Raw genomic sequence first — 19,234 nt, 5'->3', positions numbered from 1 at the left:
AAGACCTTGCGATACTAGAGGGTAGGGATTGCCGGGGAGCGGTCCGCGACGGGGGGAGTTTCCGGGGTCATGGCTGAGCGCAACGGCGGCCGATCGACCGACCGCTTCGCGCGCAAGCGCGAAGCGATTCTGGACGCCTCGACCCTGATCCTGAACCAGAAGGGCGTGAAGGGCCTGACCCTCGGCGTGGCCGCCGCCGCCGTGGGCCTCTCCACCACCAGCGTCACCTACTATTTCAAACGCAAGGATGACCTGGCGGCCGCCTGCATGATGCGCGGCATCGCCTGGCTGCAGGGCGCGGCCGACCAGGCCATGGGCGAGATCACGCCGCCGGCCCGCCTGCGCCGGCTGCTGGAGCTCTATCTGGAGCGCCTTCGGCTGACGGCCGTGGGACAGGCGCCGCCCCTGCCGGCGCTCTCCGACATCCGGGCCCTGAACAATCCGCGCCGCGCCGAGGTCAGCGAGGCCTTCCTCAAGCTGTTCCGCAAGGTGCGCGGAGTGTTCGACACCCCCGACCTCGCCTGGTTGGGTCGCGGCCGCCGCACGGCGCGCACCCACATGCTCATGGAGCAGATCTTCTGGGCGGCGGCCTGGCTGCCGAAATACGACGCCGAGGACTATCCGCGCATCTGCGAACGGATGCTGGACATCCTGTTGGGCGGTCTGGCCGTGGAGGGCGCTCAATGGGCGCCGGCCCCGATCCCACTCGCCGACCTCGCGGCCCGCGACGGCCAGGAGATGAGCCGTGAGACCTTCCTGCTGGCCGCCACCCGGCTGGTCAATTCGCGCGGCTATCGCGGCGCCTCGGTGGACAAGATCTCCGCCGAGCTCAACGTCACCAAGGGCTCGTTCTACCACCACAACGACGCCAAGGAGGACCTGGTCGTGGCCTGCTTCGACCGCACCTTCGAGGTGATGCGCCGGGTCCAGCGCCTGGCCATGGGCCTGGCCGGCGACCAGTGGCTGAAGCTGACCAGCGCCGCGGCGGCGCTGGCCGAATACCAGCTCTCGGAATACGGGCCGCTGCTGCGCACCACGGCCCTGTCGGCCCTGCCCGAGGCCATCCGCGAGGAGCAGGTGGCCCATTCCAACCGGGTGTCCGATCGCTTCGCCTCGATGATCTCGGACGGGATATCCGAGGGCTCGATCCGCCCGGTCGACCCGTTCATCGCCGCCCAGATGCTGAACGCCACCTTGAACGCGGGGGCGGAGCTGGGGGTCTGGGTTCACGGCGTCACCCAGAAGGCCGCGCCCTCGGTGTTCGCCCGGCCGCTGCTGATGGGGATCTTCGCGCGGTAGCGCCCCTAGGCGCTCAGGGCCACCGGAACCGCGCCGTTGGCCCGCTCCGTCCAGACCTGCTCGACCACGTGCAGTAGGCGCTCGGCGGTGACCGGCTTGGTGACGTGGCCGTCGGCGCCGGCCGCCGACGAGGCCTGGGCGTGCTCGGGCATGGCGTTGGCGGTGAGGGTGTAGATCGGGGTGCGCGGCTCATTGTTGCGCGCCTCGCGACGGCGGATGGCCCTGATGGCGGTCAGGCCGTCCATCACCGGCATCTGCATGTCCATGAGGATCAGGTCGAAGCGTGAGCGGGCGGCTTCGTCCACCGCCTCGGCGCCGTTCTCGACGCTTATCAGGTCGACCCCGGCCGCGCCCAGGATCAGCTCCACGACCCGGCGGTTGGTCGGGTGATCCTCCGCCAGCAGGACGCGCATGGTGTCCAACTCGGCTTCCTCGGCCTGGTCGGCCTCGTGCTCGCCCCACATTTCGACCGTGCCTTCGCGGCGCGGCAGCTCAAGGGACAGATAGAAGGTCGCACCCTTGCCCGGGGTGGCGTCGGCGGTCAGGTCGCCGCCCATGGCCTCGGCCAGGGAGCGGGAGATGGCCAGGCCCAGGCCCGTGCCGCCGTACTTGCGGGTGATCGAGCCGTCGGCCTGCTGGAAACGGCCGAACAGCCGCTGGCGGGTCTCCTCGTCGAAGCCGATGCCGGTGTCGGAGACCGCGAAGGTGAGGTGGGTGGTGGTCTCGTCGCGGCGGGCGCGGACGGCGAGCTTCACCTCGCCGCCGGAGGTGAACTTCACCGCATTGCCCAGCAGGTTGGTGAGGATCTGGCGGATGCGCGGGGCGTCGCCCTCGAACATGCCCTGGGCGTAGGGCTCCAGCTCGACCTTCAGATCGATGTCCTTGGCCTGAGCGGAGGCTTCGAACAGGGCCGCGCAGGCGTTGACCGAGGTGGTCAGGTCGAAGGGCTCGGGCCGGATCTCCATGCGGCCGGCCTCGATGCGGGCCAGGTCCAGGATGTCGGTGAGCAGGGCTTCCAGGGTCTGGGCCGAGGTCTCGATCAGCTCGACCATCTCGGCCTGGCTTCCGGACAGCTCGGTGCGGGCCAGGGCGCCGGCGATGCCCATCACCCCGTTCAGCGGGGTGCGGATCTCATGGCTCATATTGGCCAGGAATTCGCTCTTGGCCTTGTTGGCCGCCTCAGCCTCGTCCTTGGCCTTGAGCAGCTCGAGTTCGCCGCGCTTCTGGTTGTCGATATTGCGCAGCACCCCGATGGCGCGGATCACGCGCCCCTGCTCGTCCTTGGTGGCCTCGCAGGCGGAGTAGTGCCACTGGTGCGGCCCGCCCTTCTGCACGACCCGGTAGGTCTGGCGGAACGGGACTCCGTTGGTCACGTGGTCTTCCCAGGCGCGCTGGGCGTCCTCACGATCGTCGCGGTGGACGCCGAACCACATGTCGGAGGCCATGAGATCGAAGCTGGGCTCGACGCCGAGCTCCGCATGGTCGAAGCCCACGGTGCTCAGCGAGCGGCGCTGATAGTCCATCTCCCACATGCGGACCTCGCCGATCTCCAGGGCGAGCTTGACTCGCTCCTCCGAGCGGCGGGCTTCCTGGGCGGCCTTGACCAGGTCGCGCTGGGCGTGGTGGCGGGAGCATTCGCTGGCGGCGATGGCCGCCAGGTCGATCAGGTAGTCGGCCAGCTCCCGATCATAGGCGCGGGGCTCGTGGTGGGCCACACAGACCACGCCGATGCGCTGGCCGTCGCCCAGCCGGATCGCGGCGCCGGCGTAGAAGCGGACACCCTCGGGGCCCATGACATGGGGATGGGACGCGAAGCGAGCGTCCTCGCGGGTGTCGGCCACCCACAGGACTTCGTCGCTTTCGACCGCGACCTGCGAGAACGACTGGTCCTGGCTGACCTGTTCGTCGTTCCAGTCCGGTCCGATGCTGGCGTGCCAGGTGCGCTTGGCGCCGACCAGCACAACGTCGCCCAGCTGCATCCGGGAGTGCGCGCGCGCGAGACGGCCGATCCGCTCGAAAGTCGGCTTCAGCTCGTCCAGATCAAGGGTCGCGATGGCGGCAAGGCGCTGGGCCTCGGCCTGCAAGGCCGGTCCTTCCTCGGACATCTTCTCCCCCGAACCATACTTGGGGTCGGAGACTGGTGGGTTTGGGTTAAATTTCCGTCTTTATCCGAACGGTGTTCGGCAACCTTCACTAGAAAGCTGTGGAGCAATTGTGAGCGCTTCGAGAGACGCCGGATTTCTCCGTGGTGAAGCTCAAACCGAAGGAGACTCAAGGGCTTCTACAGCAGCTTGATCTCGCGAAGCCGCTCGAGAAGGAAGGCGTCGGCGGTGATCGGCGGCAGGCCCTGATCAGGGTGCGTTTCATCGACGCAACCAGGCAGGGTGACGATCTCGTAGTCCGGATTGAAGTGCAGGAAGAAGGGCGTCGAATAGCGCGCGAAGCCCCGCCGTTCGGGCGCCGGATTGACCACGCGATGGGTGGTCGAGGGCAGCACCTTGTTGGTCAGCCGCTGCAGCATGTCGCCGATATTGCAGACCACCGAGCCCGGCGGCGGATTGATCGGCAGCCAGCGGCCGTCGCGGTCCAAGACCTCCAGCCCAGCTTCCTCCGCGCCGAGCAACAGGGTGATGACATTGATGTCCTCGTGCGCCCCGGCGCGGATGTTGGGGCCGTCCTTGGGCACTGGCGGATAATGCAGCAGCCGCAGGATGGAGTTGCCCTGGTCGACGGTGGCGTCGAAGAAATGCCGGTCCAGCTTCAGATAGGTGGCGATGGCCTCCAGGACCTTGCGGCCGAGCGCGTCCAGGGTCTGGAACAGCCAGGCGATCTCGGCGTGGAACTCGGGGACCTCGGCCGGCCAGACATTGTCGGGCATGGAGGCGCGGTAGGGGTGGCCCGCTGGGAGATCGCGGCCCATGTGCCAGAACTCCTTCAGGTCGAAATGCTTGGCGTCCTTGGCGGTCTCGATGCCGAAGGGCGTGTAGCCCCTTTGCCCGCCCACCCCGACGTACTTGTTCTTCACGTCCTCCGGCAGGGCGAAGAAAGCCTTGGCCGCGGCGATGGCGCGATCGATGCGGTCCTGCGGCAGGCCGTGGTCGGAGATCACCGCGAAACCATAGCGGGCGAAGGAGCCGCCGAGGTCGCGCGAGAAGCCGTCGAAATCGCGTCCGAAATCCTGGAATGAGACGGGCTGGATCGAAGCTTGGGTCATGGCCGATCCCCTACACCGAGGCGCCGGGTTGGGCAAAAATCTCGTGAAGCGCGCTGGTCACGAAGACACCTTGTCCTTGCTCTTGTCCGTCTCGACCATGCGGCGGGACTCCGCGAGGTTGGTGCGCTCGGCGTCCTCCTCGGCGGCCTTGCGCATCTCCGCGCCGAGCAGCCTGTCCATGGTGTCGCGGGAGTCGCGGGACGCCAGGATGTAGCTCTCCTCCTGACCGTAGATCGGAGCGAGCTCCTTGAAGAGCTGGGTGTCGATGCGGCGGAATGCGGTGGCCGCCCGGGTGGCCCGGAACTCCGAAAATCCTAGCCCCACCAAGGCTCGGCGGCCGACCGCCAGCGCGCCCTCGAAGGTCTCGCGCTCCACGTCGTCGGCGCCGTTGCGCAGCAGGTCGTAGGCATGCCGCCGGTCCCAGGCTCGCGCGATGATGGTGAGATGCGGGAAGGCCTGGCGCGCGGCCTCCACCAGTTCGGCGGCCTTGTCCTGGTCGTCGATGGCGACGATCAGCAGCGAGGCCTTGTCGATGCCGGCGGTGCGCAGCAGGTCCAGGCGCGCGGCGTCGCCATAGTGCACCTTGCGGCCGAAGCGGCGCAGGGTCTCGATCTGTTCGATGCTGGAATCCAGGGTGACCACGTTGAAGTCGTTGGCCATGAGCAGACGCGCGGCGACCTGACCGAACCGGCCGAAGCCCGCGACGATGACGTGGGGATCGTCCTCGAACGGCTGGTGGGCGGGCTTGGGGCCCTCGGCGACGGGGCCGTTCAGCACCAGGGCCTGATGGGCGGCCATGGCGAGCGGCGTGGCGGCCATGGACAGGGCCACGGTGGCGGTGATCAGCTTGGCGAGTTCGGCGTCGATCACCCCGGCCCCGACCGTGAAGGTCAGCAGGACGAAGGCGAACTCCCCACCCTGGGCCAGGGCGACGGCGGTGGCGCCGGCCGCGAGACCGGGCATCTTGAAGAGCCGCGCGGCGGCGTACATGGCCGCGGTCTTGAGCGCCATCAGCCCGATGACCAGTCCCGCCAGCAGCAGGGGTTGGGCCAGGATCAGCCCGAAGTCGAGCGCCGCGCCGACGGTGATGAAGAACAGCCCCAGCAGCAGGCCGCGGAAGGGCTCGATGTCGGTCTCCAGCTCGCGGCGGAACTCGCTCTCGGCCAGCACCACCCCGGCCAGGAAGGCGCCCAGCGCCGGCGATAGGCCGACCGTCTGCATCAGGGCCGCGACGCTGATCACCAGCAGCAGGGCGAAGGCGGTGAAGATCTCGCGCAGCCGCGCGGCGGCGATGAACCGGAAGATCGGCTGGGTCAGGTACTTGCCGCCGATCACCACCGCGCCCACCGCGCCCATGACGGCCAGCGCCCGGGCCCAGCCCGGCAGGTCGCCCAGCAGGTCGCCGGCATGTCCGTCGGCCTGGGCCGCGGCGTCGGGGGCGATGGTGGCCAGGAAGGGCAGCAGGGCGAAGAGCGGGATCACCGCCAGGTCCTGGAACAGCAGGACGCCGAACGCCGCCTCGCCCACCGCGCCCTGGCGCAGGCCGCGCTCCTCGAGGCTGGCCAGCACGATGGCGGTGGAGGACATCGACAGGGTGAGGCCGACCGCCAGGGCCATCTGCCACGGCAGCCCCAGGGCCAGGGCCGCTCCGCCCGTCAGGGCCGTGGTGAAGGTGACCTGCGCACCACCCAGGCCGAAGATCGCCGTGCGCATCCGCCAAAGCAGGGCGGGGCGGACCTCCAGCCCGATCAGGAACAGCAGGATGACCACGCCGAACTCGGCGAACTTCATGACGTCGACGGGCTCGCCGACCAGGTCGAGGACAAACGGCCCGACCAGCACGCCGGCGATCAGGTAGCCCAGCACCGAGCCCAGTCCCAGGCGCTTGGCGATCGGAACCGAGATCACGCCCGCCGCCAGATAGACCAGGGCCTGGATCAGAAGTCCGTCGCCATGCATGCTTGGATCTCGCCCTCGCCTTGGAGCCTCGACTATGGCCCGATGCGGCGGCATATGCGCACCGGAATCTAATTCACCAACTGTTGATATTCTCGGCGTCGCGACCTAAGGGAACCCGCATGGCGAACAAGGTTCAAAAAGACGCGGTCGAGGCCCTGGCGGGTCTGCTGTTCGACGGCATGACCATCATGGCCGGGGGCTTCGGGCTCTGCGGCATCCCGGAAAACCTGATCGCGGCGATCCGCGAGACGGGGACCAAGGATCTGACCGTGGTCTCCAACAATTGCGGGATCGACGGCTTCGGCCTCGGCGTCCTGCTGGAGAGCGGCCAGATCCGCAAGATGATCTCGTCCTATGTGGGCGAGAACAAGCTGTTCGAGCAGCTCTACCTCTCGGGCGACCTGGAGCTGGAGTTCAATCCGCAGGGCACCCTGGCCGAGCGCATTCGCGCCGGCGGGGCGGGCATCCCGGCCTTCTTCACGAAAACGGGTGTCGGCACCCTGGTGGCGGAGGGCAAGGAGGTCCGCGAGTTCGACGGCGAGCTCTATGTCATGGAGCGCGGCCTGGTGGCCGACCTCTCCATCGTCAAGGCCTATGCCGGCGACGCGGAGGGCAACCTCGTCTATCGAAAGACCGCCCGGAACTTCAATCCGATGATGGCCACGGCTGGCAAGGCCTGCGTCGCCGAGGTCGAGAAGCTGGTGGAGATCGGGGCGCTCGACAAGGACAACATCCACACCCCCGGCATCTATGTGGACCGCATCGTGGCCGGCGCGAAATACGAGAAGCGCATCGAGCGCGTCACCACCCGCCCCCGCGAAGAGAAGTCCGCTCAAGACAAGGTTGGCGCCTGATGGCCTGGACCCGCGAACAGATGGCGGCCCGCGCCGCCATGGAGCTGCGCGACGGCTTCTATGTGAACCTCGGCATCGGCATCCCGACCCTGGTGGCCAACTACATTCCAGCCGGCATGCACGTCACCCTGCAGAGCGAGAACGGCATGCTGGGCATGGGCCCCTTCCCCTATGAGGGGGAGGAGGACGCCGACCTGATCAACGCCGGCAAGCAGACCATCACCGAGCTGGATAGCTCTTCCTACTTCTCCAGCGCCGACAGCTTCGCCATGATCCGCGGCGGCCATATCGCGCTCTCGATCCTGGGCGGCATGCAGGTCTCCGAGAAGGGCGACCTGGCCAACTGGATGGTGCCGGGCAAGGTGGTCAAGGGCATGGGCGGGGCCATGGATCTGGTGGCCGGCGTCAAGCGCGTGGTCGTGGTCATGGACCATGTGGAGAAGTCCGGCGCGCCCAAGCTGCTCAAGGCCTGCACCCTGCCGCTGACCGGGGCCGGCGTGGTCGACCTGCTGATCACCGACCTCGGCGTGTTCGACATCAGCCGCGGCAAGTCGCCCCTGACGCTCACGGCCCTGGCCGACGGCGTCACCCTCGACGAGGTCAAGGCCAAGACCGAGGCCGAGTTCGCCGTCGCGATTTAGACGACGGCGTCTTCCTCACGTGTCATCCCGGAAGCCGCGCGGCGGCTGTCCGGGACCCATAGACACCTGATCGTCCAAGCCATCGCGCGGCCTCGCCGTGTTCCGCATATCCCGACGCGTATGGGTCCCGGTCTTGCTTCGCAAACCGGGATGACAGCCGAGGGGGCATCCGCTTCGGCGATCCATCCGTATCTCATCGGCGAAACGGCGGTTTGCCCCGCCGGTGCATGGTGAGATGCTTGGACCTATGAAACCGACCCTGACCGCCGCGGCCCTGGCCGCGGTCTTCGGCCTCTCGGCCGCCGCCCCGCTCAGCGCCCCCGCCTGGGCCGCCGCCCCGCTGCAGACCGCCGTCTTCGCCGGCGGCTGCTTTTGGTCCGTCGAGAAGGCCATGGAGGGCATGCCCGGCGTCACCGAGGCGGTCTCCGGCTATTCCGGCGGCGGCCTGCGCAACCCGGACTACCGGAACCACGAAGGTCATCTGGAATCGGTGAAGGTCACCTACGACCCCGCCAAGATCAGCTATGCCAAGCTGGTGGACGGCTTCTTCCACAATATCGACCCGATCGATTCCGGCGGGCAGATCTGCGACCGTGGCCACGCCTACACCACCGCGGTCTTCGTCTCGACCGAGGCCGAGCGCGCCACGGCGCTGGAGGTCAAGGCCCAGGTGGCCAAGACCCTGGGCAAGTCGGTGGCGACCAGGGTGCTGCGCAAGTCGACCTTCTGGCCGGCGGAGGCCTACCACCAGGACTACGCCAAGAAGAATCCCGCCGCCTACAACCGTTACCGGATCGGCTGTGGTCGCGACCGGGCGCTCAAGGCCGTATGGGGATCGGCTTACCACTGACCGGGTCGCGGGGCCTGGGCGCGAAGCCTTCGCCGATGAACAGCTCGGCCCGGCGCCGGCGCTTCCTGTCCAGCCGTACGCTGACGATCTCGCGGTCGGCGACCGCCTTGAAGTCGCCGGCCATCTCGTCGCGATAGACCTGCTCCAGGCTGACCGCCAGGACTCGCCGGCCGACCTGCGCCGTTAGCGGGGCGGTGGTCTCGGCCTGGTTCTGCGGGTGGGCTTCACGCAGCCACATGACCAGCGGCGGCTGGCCGGGGAGGGCGAAGAAGTCCCGCCCGTAATAGGCCGCGGCGTTGAACAGGAACCGGTCGTTGACCGCGATGGCCGAGAGCTCGCCCGGCCCCTCGCGCAGGGCCCGCTCGACCATCTTCTCGGTGATCTGCTCCCAGCCCTTGGCGCGCTTGAAGGAATTGGCCAGGCCCACCTTGTCGGCGAAGGGCGGGTTGAGCACGCAGGCCAGGAACAGCACGGCGGCGACCGCCTGGAAGCCGATGGCGGCGATCAGCCAGCCGCGCGCGCGCCAGCGCACCAGCCAGGCCCCGACGAGGATCGAGGCCGCCACATAGCCGGCCCCGGACCAATTGGCGTTGGCCCGGCTGATGAACGACTGGCCGGTGACGATCAGGAAGGGCGGGATGGCGAAACAGAGCAGCAGCAGGTCGGCCGGGGTCAGCCGGCGGCGCCAGGCCAGCAGCACCGCGCCGCCGACCAGCACCGCGAACGGAATCGGCCCGAACACCCCGAACTGCGAGACCAGGAAGTCGCCGAGCTCGGCGAAGTTGAACAGCTTGCGCCCGCCCCAGGCGGCGTTGGCGGCCGTGTGCTGGACGGTGGCGAATCCGTGGGCGGCGTTCCAGGCGACATTGGGCGCCAGCACCAGCAGGAAGGCCGTCAGCGCCGCCGCGGCGGCGCCCAGGGACCAGGCGGCCCGGGCCGCCTTGGAAAGGGCCAGGTGCAGGACGAGCGCGATCAGGACATAGACCGCCGCGTACTTGGCCAGGAAGGCAAGGCCCACCGCCGCGCCGAAGGCCAGCGCCAGCAGCAGGCGCCGCCGGCCCTCCGCCTCCAGCAGGTTTACATAGGCCACGAGGGCCAAGCCGATGAAGAACAGCAGGGGCGCGTCGGTCGAGGCGATCAGCGACGAGAGCTGCACCCCGGGCATCAGCAGGTAGAGCGCCGCCCCGGCCAGGGCCGCGTTCGGACCATACAGCTTCCGCCCCGCCGCATAGATGCAGAGCGTGGTCCCGGCGTGGAAGAGCGGCGAGGCCAGCCGTACCCAGGCCTCGGAATCACCGCCGAGCGCCGTGGTGGTCCAGATGGTCCAGGCGACCATCGGCGGCTTGGAGAAATAGCCCCAGTCCAGGGTCCTCGACCAAAGCCAATACTGGGCCTCGTCAGGATAGAGCTCCAAAGGGGTCGCAAACAGCGCCGCCAGCCGTACGGCGGTCAAGGCCGCCGTGATCAGCAGGACGGCCCGCCATTCGGCGTCGAATCCGTGATCGGACAAAGCGTTGCGGGCCACCGAGGTCTCCTGGAGCGGCGGGAAGGTTGCGCGCGCCAGCGTGTCTGTAAAGCGACAGGCGCCACCTTTCCGAGCGACCGCCTCGCGGCGAGGCGTCACCGTAACAAATCCGTCACCCACACCGACAAATTCCGCGCTATACGACCGTTCAAGACGGGGGGGCGGGGCAGCTCTACCCCATCTCGATAGATGAGGGGATCTCAATGAGAATGATGACCAGGCTCGCCGGCGGCGCGGCTCTGACGGCGCTCGTATGCGCCATGTCCAGCGCGGTCTACGCGCAGGAAACGACCTCGGGTATCCGGGGTCAGGTGACGGGCGCGGACGGCGCACCCTTGGCGGACGCCGCGGTGACCATCACCCACGTGCCGACCTCGACGGCTGTCACGGCCGTGACCGGCCCGGACGGCTACTATTCGGCGCGCGGCCTGCGGGTCGGCGGCCCCTACACCGTCTCGGTGACCTCCGGCGGCCAGACCGAAACCTCGCGACTGCAATCCGTGGGTGTGGGCGCTCCGGCCGAGGTCGACGTGACCTTTGATCAGGCCGCGGTGGCCGAACTGGTCGTCACCGGCGCGGTCGGCGGTTCGAAGAACGGCGGCCCGACCGGCAACTACAGCCTTGCCGATATCCAGGAACTTCCCAGCCTTCGCCGGGATCTGAAGGATGTCGCTCGCATCAACCCGTTCATCACCCTGGATCCCGCGAACCTCGACGCGGTCTTCGCGGGCGGGGTCAGCAACCGCTACAACAGCCTGACCGTCGACGGCGTGAAGCAGAACGACGACTTCGGCCTCAACGCCAACGGCTACCCGACCCAGCGCAGCCCGATCTCGTCGGACGCGGTCCAGGCGATGTCGGTGAACCTGGCGCCCTATTCGGTGCTCTACAACGACTTCCAGGGCGCCAACATCAACGTGGTGACCAAGTCGGGCACCAACAGCTTCCACGGCACGGCGCTCTACGAATATTCCGACCAGGATCTGATCGGCGACAACACCGACGGCCGAGCGATCACCAACATCTTCAAGGAAGAGAGCTACGCGGCCACCCTGGGCGGCCCGATCATCCCAGACCGCCTGTTCTTCTTCGCGTCCTATGAGAAGTTCAAGGCTCAGCGCGGTTCGATCGCCGGACCCGTGGGCTCGGGCAAGCCGGTGATCGCCGGCAACCCCAACGCGGCGATCCCCTTCATCACCCCGGCCCAGGTCCAGAGCGTCCAGAACATCCTGGCCTCGGTCTACAACTACAATCTGGATACGACCAACTCGATCCTGGACAACCTCTCGCTCCCCGAAGAGGACGAGAAGAAGCTCCTCAAGATCGACTGGAACATCACGGACAACCATCGCCTGGCCGTGACCTACCAGCAGACCGAGGGCACGCGCCTGATCGAGGGCAACCGCTCCTCCTCGACCCAGCTGGCGCTCTACTCCAACTACTACCTCAAGGGCGACGCCCTGAAGGTCTACACCGCCCAGCTGAACTCCGACTGGAGCGACAGCCTCCGTTCGGAAGTCACCGTCACCAAGAAGGAAGTGGTGACCCTGCAGTCGCCGGTCGGCGGCGAGTCGGGCAACGGTGAGGTGGCGGGCGACGAAGGTACCGAGATCGGCCAGTTCTCCATCGGCGCCAATCCGGCGGTGCAGAGCACGGCCACCCGGATCCTGGCAGGCCCCGACGTCTCGCGTCACGCCAACGAGCTTGAGAACACCGTCAAGAGCATCCGTGGCCGGGTGTTCTACACCCTGGGCGACCATGAGTTCGTGATCGGCGCCGAGAAGGACAATCTCGAGGTCTTCAACCTGTTCGGCCAACGCACCGAAGGCGAGTTCACCTTCAACAGCATCGCCGACCTGCAGACCCGCACCCTGAACCAGCTCGTCTACCAAAACGCCATCGTCGACGCGAACGGCGACGGCCAGCGGAACGAGCAGGACCTGGCGGCCCAGTTCGACTTCGACACCTGGAACTTCTACGCCCAGGACACCCTGCGGATCACGCCGAACCTCTCGGTCACCGCCGGCGTCCGCTACACGCGCCTGACCCAGGACGACAAGCCGCTCGCCAACCCCTACTTCCTGCAGCGCTACGGGTTCTCCAACTCCGAGAACCTCGACAAGCGCGACGTGGTCCTGCCGCGGGTCAGCTTCGACTACAGGTCGGACTTCCAGCCGGAGTTCGCCGGCATCTCGGCGCATAACCTGCGGGTGTCGGGCGGCGTCGGCCTGTTCTCGGGCGGCTCGGCCACGGTCTGGGTTTCCAACAGCTTCTCGAACACCGGCGTGCTCGGCGCGAGCGTCTCCTGCCTGCGCAACGCCACCAGCAGCGCCTGCGGCCTGGCCGCAGGCACGACCGACAACGCCGTCCTGGCCCAGCTCACCAACTATTTCGACCTGCCCGCGGTGGTGGAGAGCCTGCTCGATCCGACCAAGGCGTCGATCGTCAACATCCAGAAGAGCGCCGGCGTCAACGGCATCGATCCCAACTTCGACCCGGTGCAAACCTGGAAGAGCAGCCTGAGCCTGTCGGCCGAGGTCGACTTCCCGTACCTGGGCGACAACTACCAGCTTGCCATCGAATTTCTGCGCGGCGACGTCCGTAAGGGCGTCCTGTGGCAGGACTATCGCGGCGGGCTCAGCCCCATCGGCTATGCCCCGGACGGCCGTCCGATCTATCGTCGCGGTCCCGAGCGCGGTCTGTTCGTCACCGGCGCGCCCAGCAATGACACCGGCAACGACCTGATCCTGACCAACACCGACGAAGGCTTCCAGCAGTCCTGGGCCTTCAGCGTCGCCAAGGGTTGGGAAAACGGCATCGACGCCAGCTTCAGCTACACCCTGACGGACGCGAAGGACGTCAATCCGGGCACCAGCTCGGTGGCCTTCTCGAACTGGGGCCAGGTGGCCACCGCCGACATGAACGATCCGGGCCTGGCGACCTCCAACTACGAGATCAAGCACTCCTTCAAGGGGCGCCTCTCGTGGACCAAGGAGTTCTTCGGCGACAACAAGACCAACGTCACCCTGTTCGCCGAGCATCGCTCGGGCCTGCCCTATAGCTTCGTCTACAACCTCTCGAGCACGAACTCCCTGGCGATCTTCGGGGATGGCGCGTCGAACCGTCAGCTCTTCTACGTTCCGAAGACCGATGGTTCGGGCAATGTCACCGCCACCAGCGACCCGATCGTCGCCTATGCGGCGGGCTTCAACCTCGCGGCCTTCAACGACTACATCCGCAGCACCGGCCTGAGCGACTATTCCGGCCGAATCTCGCCGCGTAACGGCTTCCGCAGCGACGATGTCACGCGCTTCGACCTGCATTTCAGCCAGGAGTTCCCGGCCTTCTTCCCGGGCGGCGCCAAGCTGCAGGCCTATATGGACATCATCAACGTCGGCAACATGCTCAACAACAAATGGGGCGCGCTCGACCAGGTGGACTTCTTCTACGCGGCGCCGATCGTCGGCGTGGCGCTGGCCAACGGCAAGTACACCTATTCGAACTTCGCTCCCGGGGTGAAGGGCTTCGCCAACTCCGACGCCCCGAACCGCTCGCTGTGGCAGGTGAAGTTCGGCGTGAAGTACTCGTTCTAAGTCGAACGGTTCTCCGAGAGACATGGGGCGGTCGCAGCGATGCGGCCGCCCTTTTCTTAGGCCGCGCTTGACGTGCGCGCCCGCTCCGCCCATCTGCGCGCGTCCGATAGCCGTAGGAAGACCATGACCGTGCTCGTCCCCGCCGAATGGGCTCGCCACCGCGCCATGTGGCTGGGTTTCCCCAGCCATGCGGAGCTGTGGGAGGAGGATTTGCCGGAGGCCCAGGCCGAGGTGGCCGCCCTGGCCCGCGCCCTGGCCGGTCCCGGCGCCGAGCGCGTGCGCCTGCTGACCGGGTCAGCCGCCGGCGAGGCCGACGCCCGGCGCCTGCTGGGCGAGGTGGCGGGGGTCGAGATCGTCCCTGGACGGTTCGGCGACATCTGGCTGCGCGACACCGGCCCGATCTTCGCCAAGGGGCCGGACGGCGACACCGCCCGTGGCTTCCGCTTCAACGGCTGGGGCGGCAGCTACGAGCTGGAGCACGACGACGAGGTGGCCGGCCAGATCGCCGCGGCCTCCGGTGTTCCGCTCACGGAGCACGACTTCATCCTGGAGGGCGGCGCCGTCGACCACGACGGGATCGGCACCGTGCTGACCACCGGCCAGTGCGTGCTCAACGCCAACCGCAATCCCGGCTGGACGGAAGCCGCCGCCGAGGCCGCCTTCGCCCAGGCCCTGGGGGCCCGCAAGGTGCTGTGGCTGGGCGAAGGCCTGGCCAACGATCACACCGACGGCCATGTCGACAACCTGGCGCGCTTCGTCGCCCCAGGGGTGGTGGTCTGTCCGGTCGCCTTCGGCCGGGGCGATGTGAACGTCGAGGCCTATGACGACGCCGCGCGCCGCCTGGCCGGCATGACCGACGCCGAGGGACGGCCGCTGCAGGTGGTCCGCGTGCCCTCGCCGGGCTGGATCGAGAGCCACGAGGGCGGGGCGGCCCCGGCCAGCCACATGAACTTCATCATCGCCAACGGGGCGGTGATCATGCCCACCTACAAGCCGGGCCGCGCCGCGGACTTCGCCCTGGAGGCCCTGAAGAGCGTGTTTCCCGACCGCGAGGTCATCGGCCTGCCGTCCAACGCCATCTTGACCGGCGGCGGATCGTTCCACTGCATCACCCAGCAGGAGCCCGCCTGATGGCCCGCACGATCAATGTCGCCGCGATCCAGACCGCCTACGGGACGGACCTCGCCGCCAATATCTCCAAGACCCAGGACTTCATCCGCCAGGCCGCGGCGAACGGCGCCCAGGTGATCCTGCCGTCCGAGCTGTTCCAGGGTCCCTATTTCTGCGTGGCCCAGGAGGAGCGCTGGTTCGCCCAGGCCCACCCGTGGCGCGAGCATCCCTGCGTCACCGCCCTCGCGCCGCTGGCCGCCGAGCTGGGGGTGGTGCTGCCGATCTCGATCTTCGAGCGCGAGGGGCCGCACTACTTCAACTCCCTCGTCATGGTCGACGCCGACGGCTCGCTGATGGGCGTCTACCGCAAGAGCCACATCCCTGACGGCCCGGGCTATATGGAGAAGTACTATTTCCGGCCGGGCGACACAGGCTTCAAGGTCTGGGACACTCGCTTCGGCCGCCTGGGCGTCGGCATCTGCTGGGACCAGTGGTATCCGGAGGCGGCCCGCGCCATGGCGCTGATGGGCGCCGAGGTGCTGTTCTATCCCACCGCCATCGGCTCGGAGCCGCACGACGCCACCCTCGACACCGCCGCCCCCTGGCGGCGCGCCATGCAGGGCCACGCGGTCTCCAACGTGATCCCGGTGGTGGGCGCCAACCGCATCGGCTTCGAGCCCTGGGACAACTACCCCAACGGCGGCCAGGCCTTCTACGGATCATCCTTCATCGCCGATCATCGCGGCGACCTGGTCTCGGCCCTGGGGCGCGACGACGAGGGCCTAGTCCAGGCCAGTTTCGACCTCGACTTCCTGGCCGCCCACCGCGCCGCCTGGGGCTTCTTCCGCGACCGCCGCACCGACCTCTACGGCGCGTTGACGGCGCCGCGCCCGGCCTGAGCCCCACACGCCCAAGCTGTCATCCCGGTTTGCGAAGCAAGACCGGGACCCATGAACACCTGATGGTCCAGGATTTGGCCAAGGCCTCGCCAGCGCGGAGAGATCAGGCGCGTATGGGTCCCGGACAGCCGCTGCGCGGCTTCCGGGATGACACTAGGTTGGCTACCCTGGCCGCATGATCCAGACCCCCCGCCTCATCCTGCGCCGCTTCCGCGAGGAAGACCGCGACGCCTTCGCCGCCATGAACGGCGACCCGCGCGTGGGCGAATGGCTGGGCGGGACCAGCGACCGGGCGGCCAGCGACGCAACCCTGGACCGCATCAACGCCCATATCGACGAACATGGCTGGGGCCTCTGGGCCGCCGAGCGCAAGGCCGACGCCCGCGTCGTGGGCTTCATCGGCCTGGCGACGGTCAAGGCGGACGCGCTTCCCGTCGGGCCGGCCATCGAGATGGGTTGGCGGCTGATCCCCGACGCCTGGGGCGGAGGCCTGGCCACCGAAGGCGCGAGGGCTGCGCTCGACTGGGGCTTCGGCCATATCGACACCCCCGAGATCATCGCCTTCACCGCGGCGACCAATCTCAAGTCCCAGGCGGTGATGGCCCGCATCGGCATGGTCGCCGACCCGGCCCGCGATTTCGACCATCCGAGGCTGGCGGAGGACCATCCCCTGCGCCGCCACGTGGTCTATGTGGCGCGCCGATGAGGCTGGAGACCGATCGCCTGGTGCTGCGCCGCTTCGACCAGCCCGGGGACCGCGACGCCTTCGCCGCCATCTGCGCCGACGCCGAGGTCATGGAATGGCTGGGCGGGACGCTCACCCGCGCCGAGGCCGACGCCCGTGTCGACCGGGTCGAGGCGAGCTGGGAGGCCAATGGCCACGGTCGCTTCCTGGTGGAGCGCAAGGCCGACGGCGCCTTCCTGGGCTGGAGCGGAATCATGCCGGCTTTCCACACCCTGCCGATCGCCGGCGTCCCGGAGATGGGCTGGCGGCTGGTCCGCCACGCCTGGGGCCAGGGCTACGCCACCGAGGCCGCCGCCGCCGCCATCGCCGACGGCTTCGGCCGGCTGGGCTTTCCCGAGATCTGGGCCTTCACCAATCCGGGCAACCTCCGGTCCCAGGCGGTGATGCGCCGGCTGGGCATGACCCGGCGGTCGGATCTGGACTTCGACTATCCCGACCAGCCGCGGGACGGCCCGCTGCGCCATTCGATGGTCTATGTGGCCCAGAGGCCCTAGGCGGCGCAGCCGCTCGGCGCGGTCCTGGCGCGGGCGATCTCGGCATGGGCCTTGCGCATATCGGCCTGGAACTGTGGGTCGCCGTGCAGGGTCGCCACCATGGCCGCGCCGAGCGTCCGGCCGGCCTCGATGTCGCTGGGATAGTGCACGCCGCAGATGGCGCGGCTGTCGCCCACCGACTTGCCGACCGCCAGCAGGCCGTCGGTCTTGGCGGGCATGAGCTCGGCCAGGACAAGCGCCCAGGCCCAGCCGGTCATCGCGTGGCCGGAGGGATAGGAGGCATTGGTCTTCATCCAGTCCTCGCGCGGGACGCAGATGGCCCGGTCGTCGCCGACCATGGGGCGAGGGCGGTTGTAGTGGTCCTTGGCCGGCTTGCCGAGCGTGCGGACATCCAGCTCCACCCGCTCCAGCACCCGCAGGGTGGCCGGGGTCTGCCTGGCGTCGATGGCGACTCCCATCTTGCAGGCGTACTGCTTCAGCGCCCCGCCGCCCCACAGGTCGTTGTCGATCTTGGCCTGCGCCCAGCGGGGACTGCCCTCCAGGGACCGGGTCTCCAGATAGCGCGCCCGGTCGGCCTGGCCGCGCAGGCTGTCGGGGGCCGGCGGCGGACCCAGCAGGGCGGCGGCGTCGATGGCGCCGGCGGCGAGATAGCCGGTCAGGTTGGTCGGGATCGGATGGGCGACCAGGCTCTCGTCCACGGGCGCCACGGCGGCCGGCGCGAGCGCGGGGGTCAGGCTGGAACAGGCGGCGAGGGCTGCGGCCAGGGCCGCGCCGGCGAGGAGCTTGGGCGTGCGCAACATGACCCCTCTCTAGAACGGCTCCCGGAAATTGGGAACGGGGCTCTTCCTCCCACGTGACCAACGGGAACGGGGGAGGGGGACCAGCGTAGCTGGTGGAGGGGGCGGCCTCACGCGCCGCGCTCGGTCTCGCCCCCTCCACCACCCTGCGGGCGGTCCCCCTCCCCCATCAATGGGGGAGGAAAAAGGCTACCGCAGGACGGTCAGGCCGTTCTTGATCACCGTGGCGCCGCGTTCCTTCACCCGGGCCTCGAAGGAGATGTTCTTGCCGTCCTTCCAGAGGTCCACCGTGATGGTGTCGCCCGGGAAGACTGGAGCCGAGAACCGCGCCTGGTGGCTGAGGATCTGATCGGGGTCGAAGTCGGTGATCGCCTGCAGCACGGCGCGGCAGGTGATGCCGTAGGTGCACAGCCCGTGCAGGATCGGCCGCGGGAAGCCCGCCCGCTTGGCGACGTCCGGATCGGAATGCAGCGGGTTGCGGTCGCCGTTCAGGCGGTAGAGCAGGGCCTGGTCCTCGCGGGTGGTGAAGTCCACCGACAGGTCAGGTGCACGGCTGGGGACCTGGTGCGGCTCAGGGGCGCCTTCCGAGGGGCCGCCGAAGCCGCCGTCGCCGCGGGCGAAGGTGGAGCCGGTCAAGGTGGCGACCTTCTCGCCCTTGTCGTCGGTCCAGACGGTCTCGTTGATGATCACCGCGCCCTTGCCCTCGCCCTTGTCATAGGCGCCGACCGTGCGACCGCTGGCGGTGTAGGTCCCATGGGCGGAAAGCGGCTTGTGCAGCTCCACCTTCTGCTCGCCGTGGACGACCATCAGGAAATTGATCTGGCTGGGACGATGGCCGGCGGGCATCTCCGGGGCGGGGCCGGCGGCGCCGCGCAGGCCCGAGGCCAGCACCGTGGCCGCGGTCGGCACGACCTTGAGGTTCTTCTCGTAGACGAAGCCGAGCTCCGTCTCGTTCATGGGGTCCTGACCCAGGCCGACGCCCAGCGCGTACAGCATCACGTCCTTGTCGCCGTAGCTGAAGGTCCGCGGGGCGGTCTTCTGATCGAGAATGTCGGGGTAAAAAATCGCCATGAAAATATATCCTCCGGTATGTCGCCTTGGCGGCGTTTTGATATGCGGCGGATTGAAGCCGTTCGGCCCCGCGGAGGCAAGCAGGGCGCGAGCCCATTTGCCGCCCCGTCGTGCATCGGGTAGAAGCGGCGACCTTGTCGGAACGGGCCCTCGAACGGTCCGCCGACGTTCCAACTTCAATCG

The 19,234-nt window shown here is 68.4% G+C and carries 15 protein-coding genes; 9 read left to right on the top strand and 6 right to left on the bottom strand.

Annotated features, from left to right (window positions below; all coding sequences use genetic code 11):
* The first annotated feature begins 69 nt into the window (after nt 1–69).
* Entirely contained in the window at nt 70–1,299 is a 1,230-nt protein-coding gene (locus tag V6M51_RS03845) for a TetR/AcrR family transcriptional regulator (RefSeq protein ID WP_332764795.1), read from the top strand.
* A 5-nt stretch (nt 1,300–1,304) separates the two neighbouring features.
* Here the strand turns inward: V6M51_RS03845 and V6M51_RS03840 are convergent, their stop codons facing one another.
* The 3 genes from V6M51_RS03840 to V6M51_RS03830 form a co-directional block, all read right to left on the bottom strand.
* Nucleotides 1,305–3,404 carry an ATP-binding protein gene (locus V6M51_RS03840; protein ID WP_332764793.1) on the bottom strand — a complete coding sequence of 700 codons (2,100 nt, stop codon included), beginning with the start codon at nt 3,402–3,404 and terminating at the stop codon, nt 1,305–1,307.
* A 176-nt stretch (nt 3,405–3,580) separates the two neighbouring features.
* A complete protein-coding gene (locus V6M51_RS03835) occupies nt 3,581–4,513 on the bottom strand; it encodes an isopenicillin N synthase family dioxygenase (RefSeq protein WP_332764792.1) in 933 nt (310 codons plus the stop codon).
* 57 nt (nt 4,514–4,570) lie between these two features.
* Nucleotides 4,571–6,472, bottom strand: a complete 1,902-nt coding sequence (locus V6M51_RS03830) for a monovalent cation:proton antiporter-2 (CPA2) family protein (protein ID WP_332764791.1) — start codon at nt 6,470–6,472, stop codon at nt 4,571–4,573.
* 119 nt (nt 6,473–6,591) lie between these two features.
* Here V6M51_RS03830 and V6M51_RS03825 point away from each other — a divergent pair, with 119 nt between their 5' ends.
* The 3 genes from V6M51_RS03825 to msrA all read left to right on the top strand — a co-directional run bounded on the left by V6M51_RS03825 (nt 6,592) and on the right by msrA (nt 8,817).
* Complete coding sequence (locus V6M51_RS03825) at nt 6,592–7,326, top strand: CoA transferase subunit A (protein ID WP_332764790.1); 735 nt, start codon at nt 6,592–6,594, stop codon at nt 7,324–7,326.
* On the top strand, nt 7,326–7,967 hold the full coding sequence (locus tag V6M51_RS03820; protein ID WP_332764789.1) for a 3-oxoacid CoA-transferase subunit B: 642 nt from the start codon (nt 7,326–7,328) through the stop codon (nt 7,965–7,967). Before V6M51_RS03825 ends, V6M51_RS03820 begins: the two co-directional genes overlap by 1 nt.
* A gap of 247 nt (nt 7,968–8,214) precedes the next feature.
* Nucleotides 8,215–8,817, top strand: a complete 603-nt coding sequence (gene msrA, locus V6M51_RS03815) for a peptide-methionine (S)-S-oxide reductase MsrA (protein WP_332764788.1) — start codon at nt 8,215–8,217, stop codon at nt 8,815–8,817.
* Here the strand turns inward: msrA and V6M51_RS03810 are convergent.
* Nucleotides 8,786–10,342: a glycosyltransferase family 39 protein gene (locus V6M51_RS03810; RefSeq protein WP_332764786.1), complete on the bottom strand. Its 1,557-nt coding sequence runs from the start codon at nt 10,340–10,342 to the stop codon at nt 8,786–8,788. The genes msrA and V6M51_RS03810 overlap by 32 nt on opposite strands.
* A gap of 212 nt (nt 10,343–10,554) precedes the next feature.
* Here V6M51_RS03810 and V6M51_RS03805 point away from each other — a divergent pair, with 212 nt between their 5' ends.
* The 5 genes from V6M51_RS03805 to V6M51_RS03785 all read left to right on the top strand — a co-directional run bounded on the left by V6M51_RS03805 (nt 10,555) and on the right by V6M51_RS03785 (nt 17,183).
* Nucleotides 10,555–13,935: a TonB-dependent receptor gene (locus tag V6M51_RS03805; RefSeq protein WP_332764784.1), complete on the top strand. Its 3,381-nt coding sequence runs from the start codon at nt 10,555–10,557 to the stop codon at nt 13,933–13,935.
* Between the two features lie 123 nt (nt 13,936–14,058).
* Entirely contained in the window at nt 14,059–15,066 is a 1,008-nt protein-coding gene (locus V6M51_RS03800) for an agmatine deiminase family protein (RefSeq protein ID WP_332764782.1), read from the top strand.
* Nucleotides 15,066–15,944 carry an N-carbamoylputrescine amidase gene (aguB, locus tag V6M51_RS03795; protein WP_332764780.1) on the top strand — a complete coding sequence of 293 codons (879 nt, stop codon included), beginning with the start codon at nt 15,066–15,068 and terminating at the stop codon, nt 15,942–15,944. Before V6M51_RS03800 ends, aguB begins: the two co-directional genes overlap by 1 nt.
* A gap of 175 nt (nt 15,945–16,119) precedes the next feature.
* Nucleotides 16,120–16,650, top strand: coding sequence for a GNAT family N-acetyltransferase (locus V6M51_RS03790; protein ID WP_332764779.1), 531 nt, complete (start codon nt 16,120–16,122; stop codon nt 16,648–16,650).
* A complete protein-coding gene (locus V6M51_RS03785; RefSeq protein WP_332764777.1) occupies nt 16,647–17,183 on the top strand; it encodes a GNAT family N-acetyltransferase in 537 nt (178 codons plus the stop codon). Before V6M51_RS03790 ends, V6M51_RS03785 begins: the two co-directional genes overlap by 4 nt.
* Here the strand turns inward: V6M51_RS03785 and V6M51_RS03780 are convergent.
* The gene (locus V6M51_RS03780) at nt 17,180–17,983 is read right to left on the bottom strand and encodes an acid phosphatase (RefSeq protein ID WP_332764775.1); all 804 of its coding nucleotides are present in this window, start codon (nt 17,981–17,983) and stop codon (nt 17,180–17,182) included. The two genes, V6M51_RS03785 and V6M51_RS03780, sit on opposite strands and share 4 nt — an antisense overlap.
* 186 nt (nt 17,984–18,169) lie before the next feature.
* Nucleotides 18,170–19,051, bottom strand: a complete 882-nt coding sequence (locus V6M51_RS03775) for a MaoC/PaaZ C-terminal domain-containing protein (RefSeq protein WP_332764773.1) — start codon at nt 19,049–19,051, stop codon at nt 18,170–18,172.
* Between the last annotated feature and the right edge of the window lie 183 nt (nt 19,052–19,234).

It is taken from the genome of Phenylobacterium sp., from assembly GCF_036677185.1.
Lineage (GTDB): Bacteria > Pseudomonadota > Alphaproteobacteria > Caulobacterales > Caulobacteraceae > Phenylobacterium.
Note: the sequence above shows the minus strand (reverse complement) of the source record. Positions and strands in the feature narration are given on the sequence as shown.

Excerpts from the sequence above, each read along its gene's own strand:
- V6M51_RS03845 (WP_332764795.1), top strand. The coding sequence starts at position 70 with ATGGCTGAGCGCAACGGCGGCCGATCGACCGACCGCTTCGCGCGCAAG.
- V6M51_RS03840 (WP_332764793.1), bottom strand. The coding sequence starts at position 3,404 with ATGTCCGAGGAAGGACCGGCCTTGCAGGCCGAGGCCCAGCGCCTTGCC.
- V6M51_RS03835 (WP_332764792.1), bottom strand. The coding sequence starts at position 4,513 with ATGACCCAAGCTTCGATCCAGCCCGTCTCATTCCAGGATTTCGGACGC.
- V6M51_RS03830 (WP_332764791.1), bottom strand. The coding sequence starts at position 6,472 with ATGCATGGCGACGGACTTCTGATCCAGGCCCTGGTCTATCTGGCGGCG.
- V6M51_RS03825 (WP_332764790.1), top strand. The coding sequence starts at position 6,592 with ATGGCGAACAAGGTTCAAAAAGACGCGGTCGAGGCCCTGGCGGGTCTG.
- V6M51_RS03820 (WP_332764789.1), top strand. The coding sequence starts at position 7,326 with ATGGCCTGGACCCGCGAACAGATGGCGGCCCGCGCCGCCATGGAGCTG.
- msrA (WP_332764788.1), top strand. The coding sequence starts at position 8,215 with ATGAAACCGACCCTGACCGCCGCGGCCCTGGCCGCGGTCTTCGGCCTC.
- V6M51_RS03805 (WP_332764784.1), top strand. The coding sequence starts at position 10,555 with ATGACCAGGCTCGCCGGCGGCGCGGCTCTGACGGCGCTCGTATGCGCC.
- V6M51_RS03800 (WP_332764782.1), top strand. The coding sequence starts at position 14,059 with ATGACCGTGCTCGTCCCCGCCGAATGGGCTCGCCACCGCGCCATGTGG.
- aguB (WP_332764780.1), top strand. The coding sequence starts at position 15,066 with ATGGCCCGCACGATCAATGTCGCCGCGATCCAGACCGCCTACGGGACG.
- V6M51_RS03790 (WP_332764779.1), top strand. The coding sequence starts at position 16,120 with ATGATCCAGACCCCCCGCCTCATCCTGCGCCGCTTCCGCGAGGAAGAC.
- V6M51_RS03785 (WP_332764777.1), top strand. The coding sequence starts at position 16,647 with ATGAGGCTGGAGACCGATCGCCTGGTGCTGCGCCGCTTCGACCAGCCC.
- V6M51_RS03780 (WP_332764775.1), bottom strand. The coding sequence starts at position 17,983 with ATGTTGCGCACGCCCAAGCTCCTCGCCGGCGCGGCCCTGGCCGCAGCC.
- V6M51_RS03775 (WP_332764773.1), bottom strand. The coding sequence starts at position 19,051 with ATGGCGATTTTTTACCCCGACATTCTCGATCAGAAGACCGCCCCGCGG.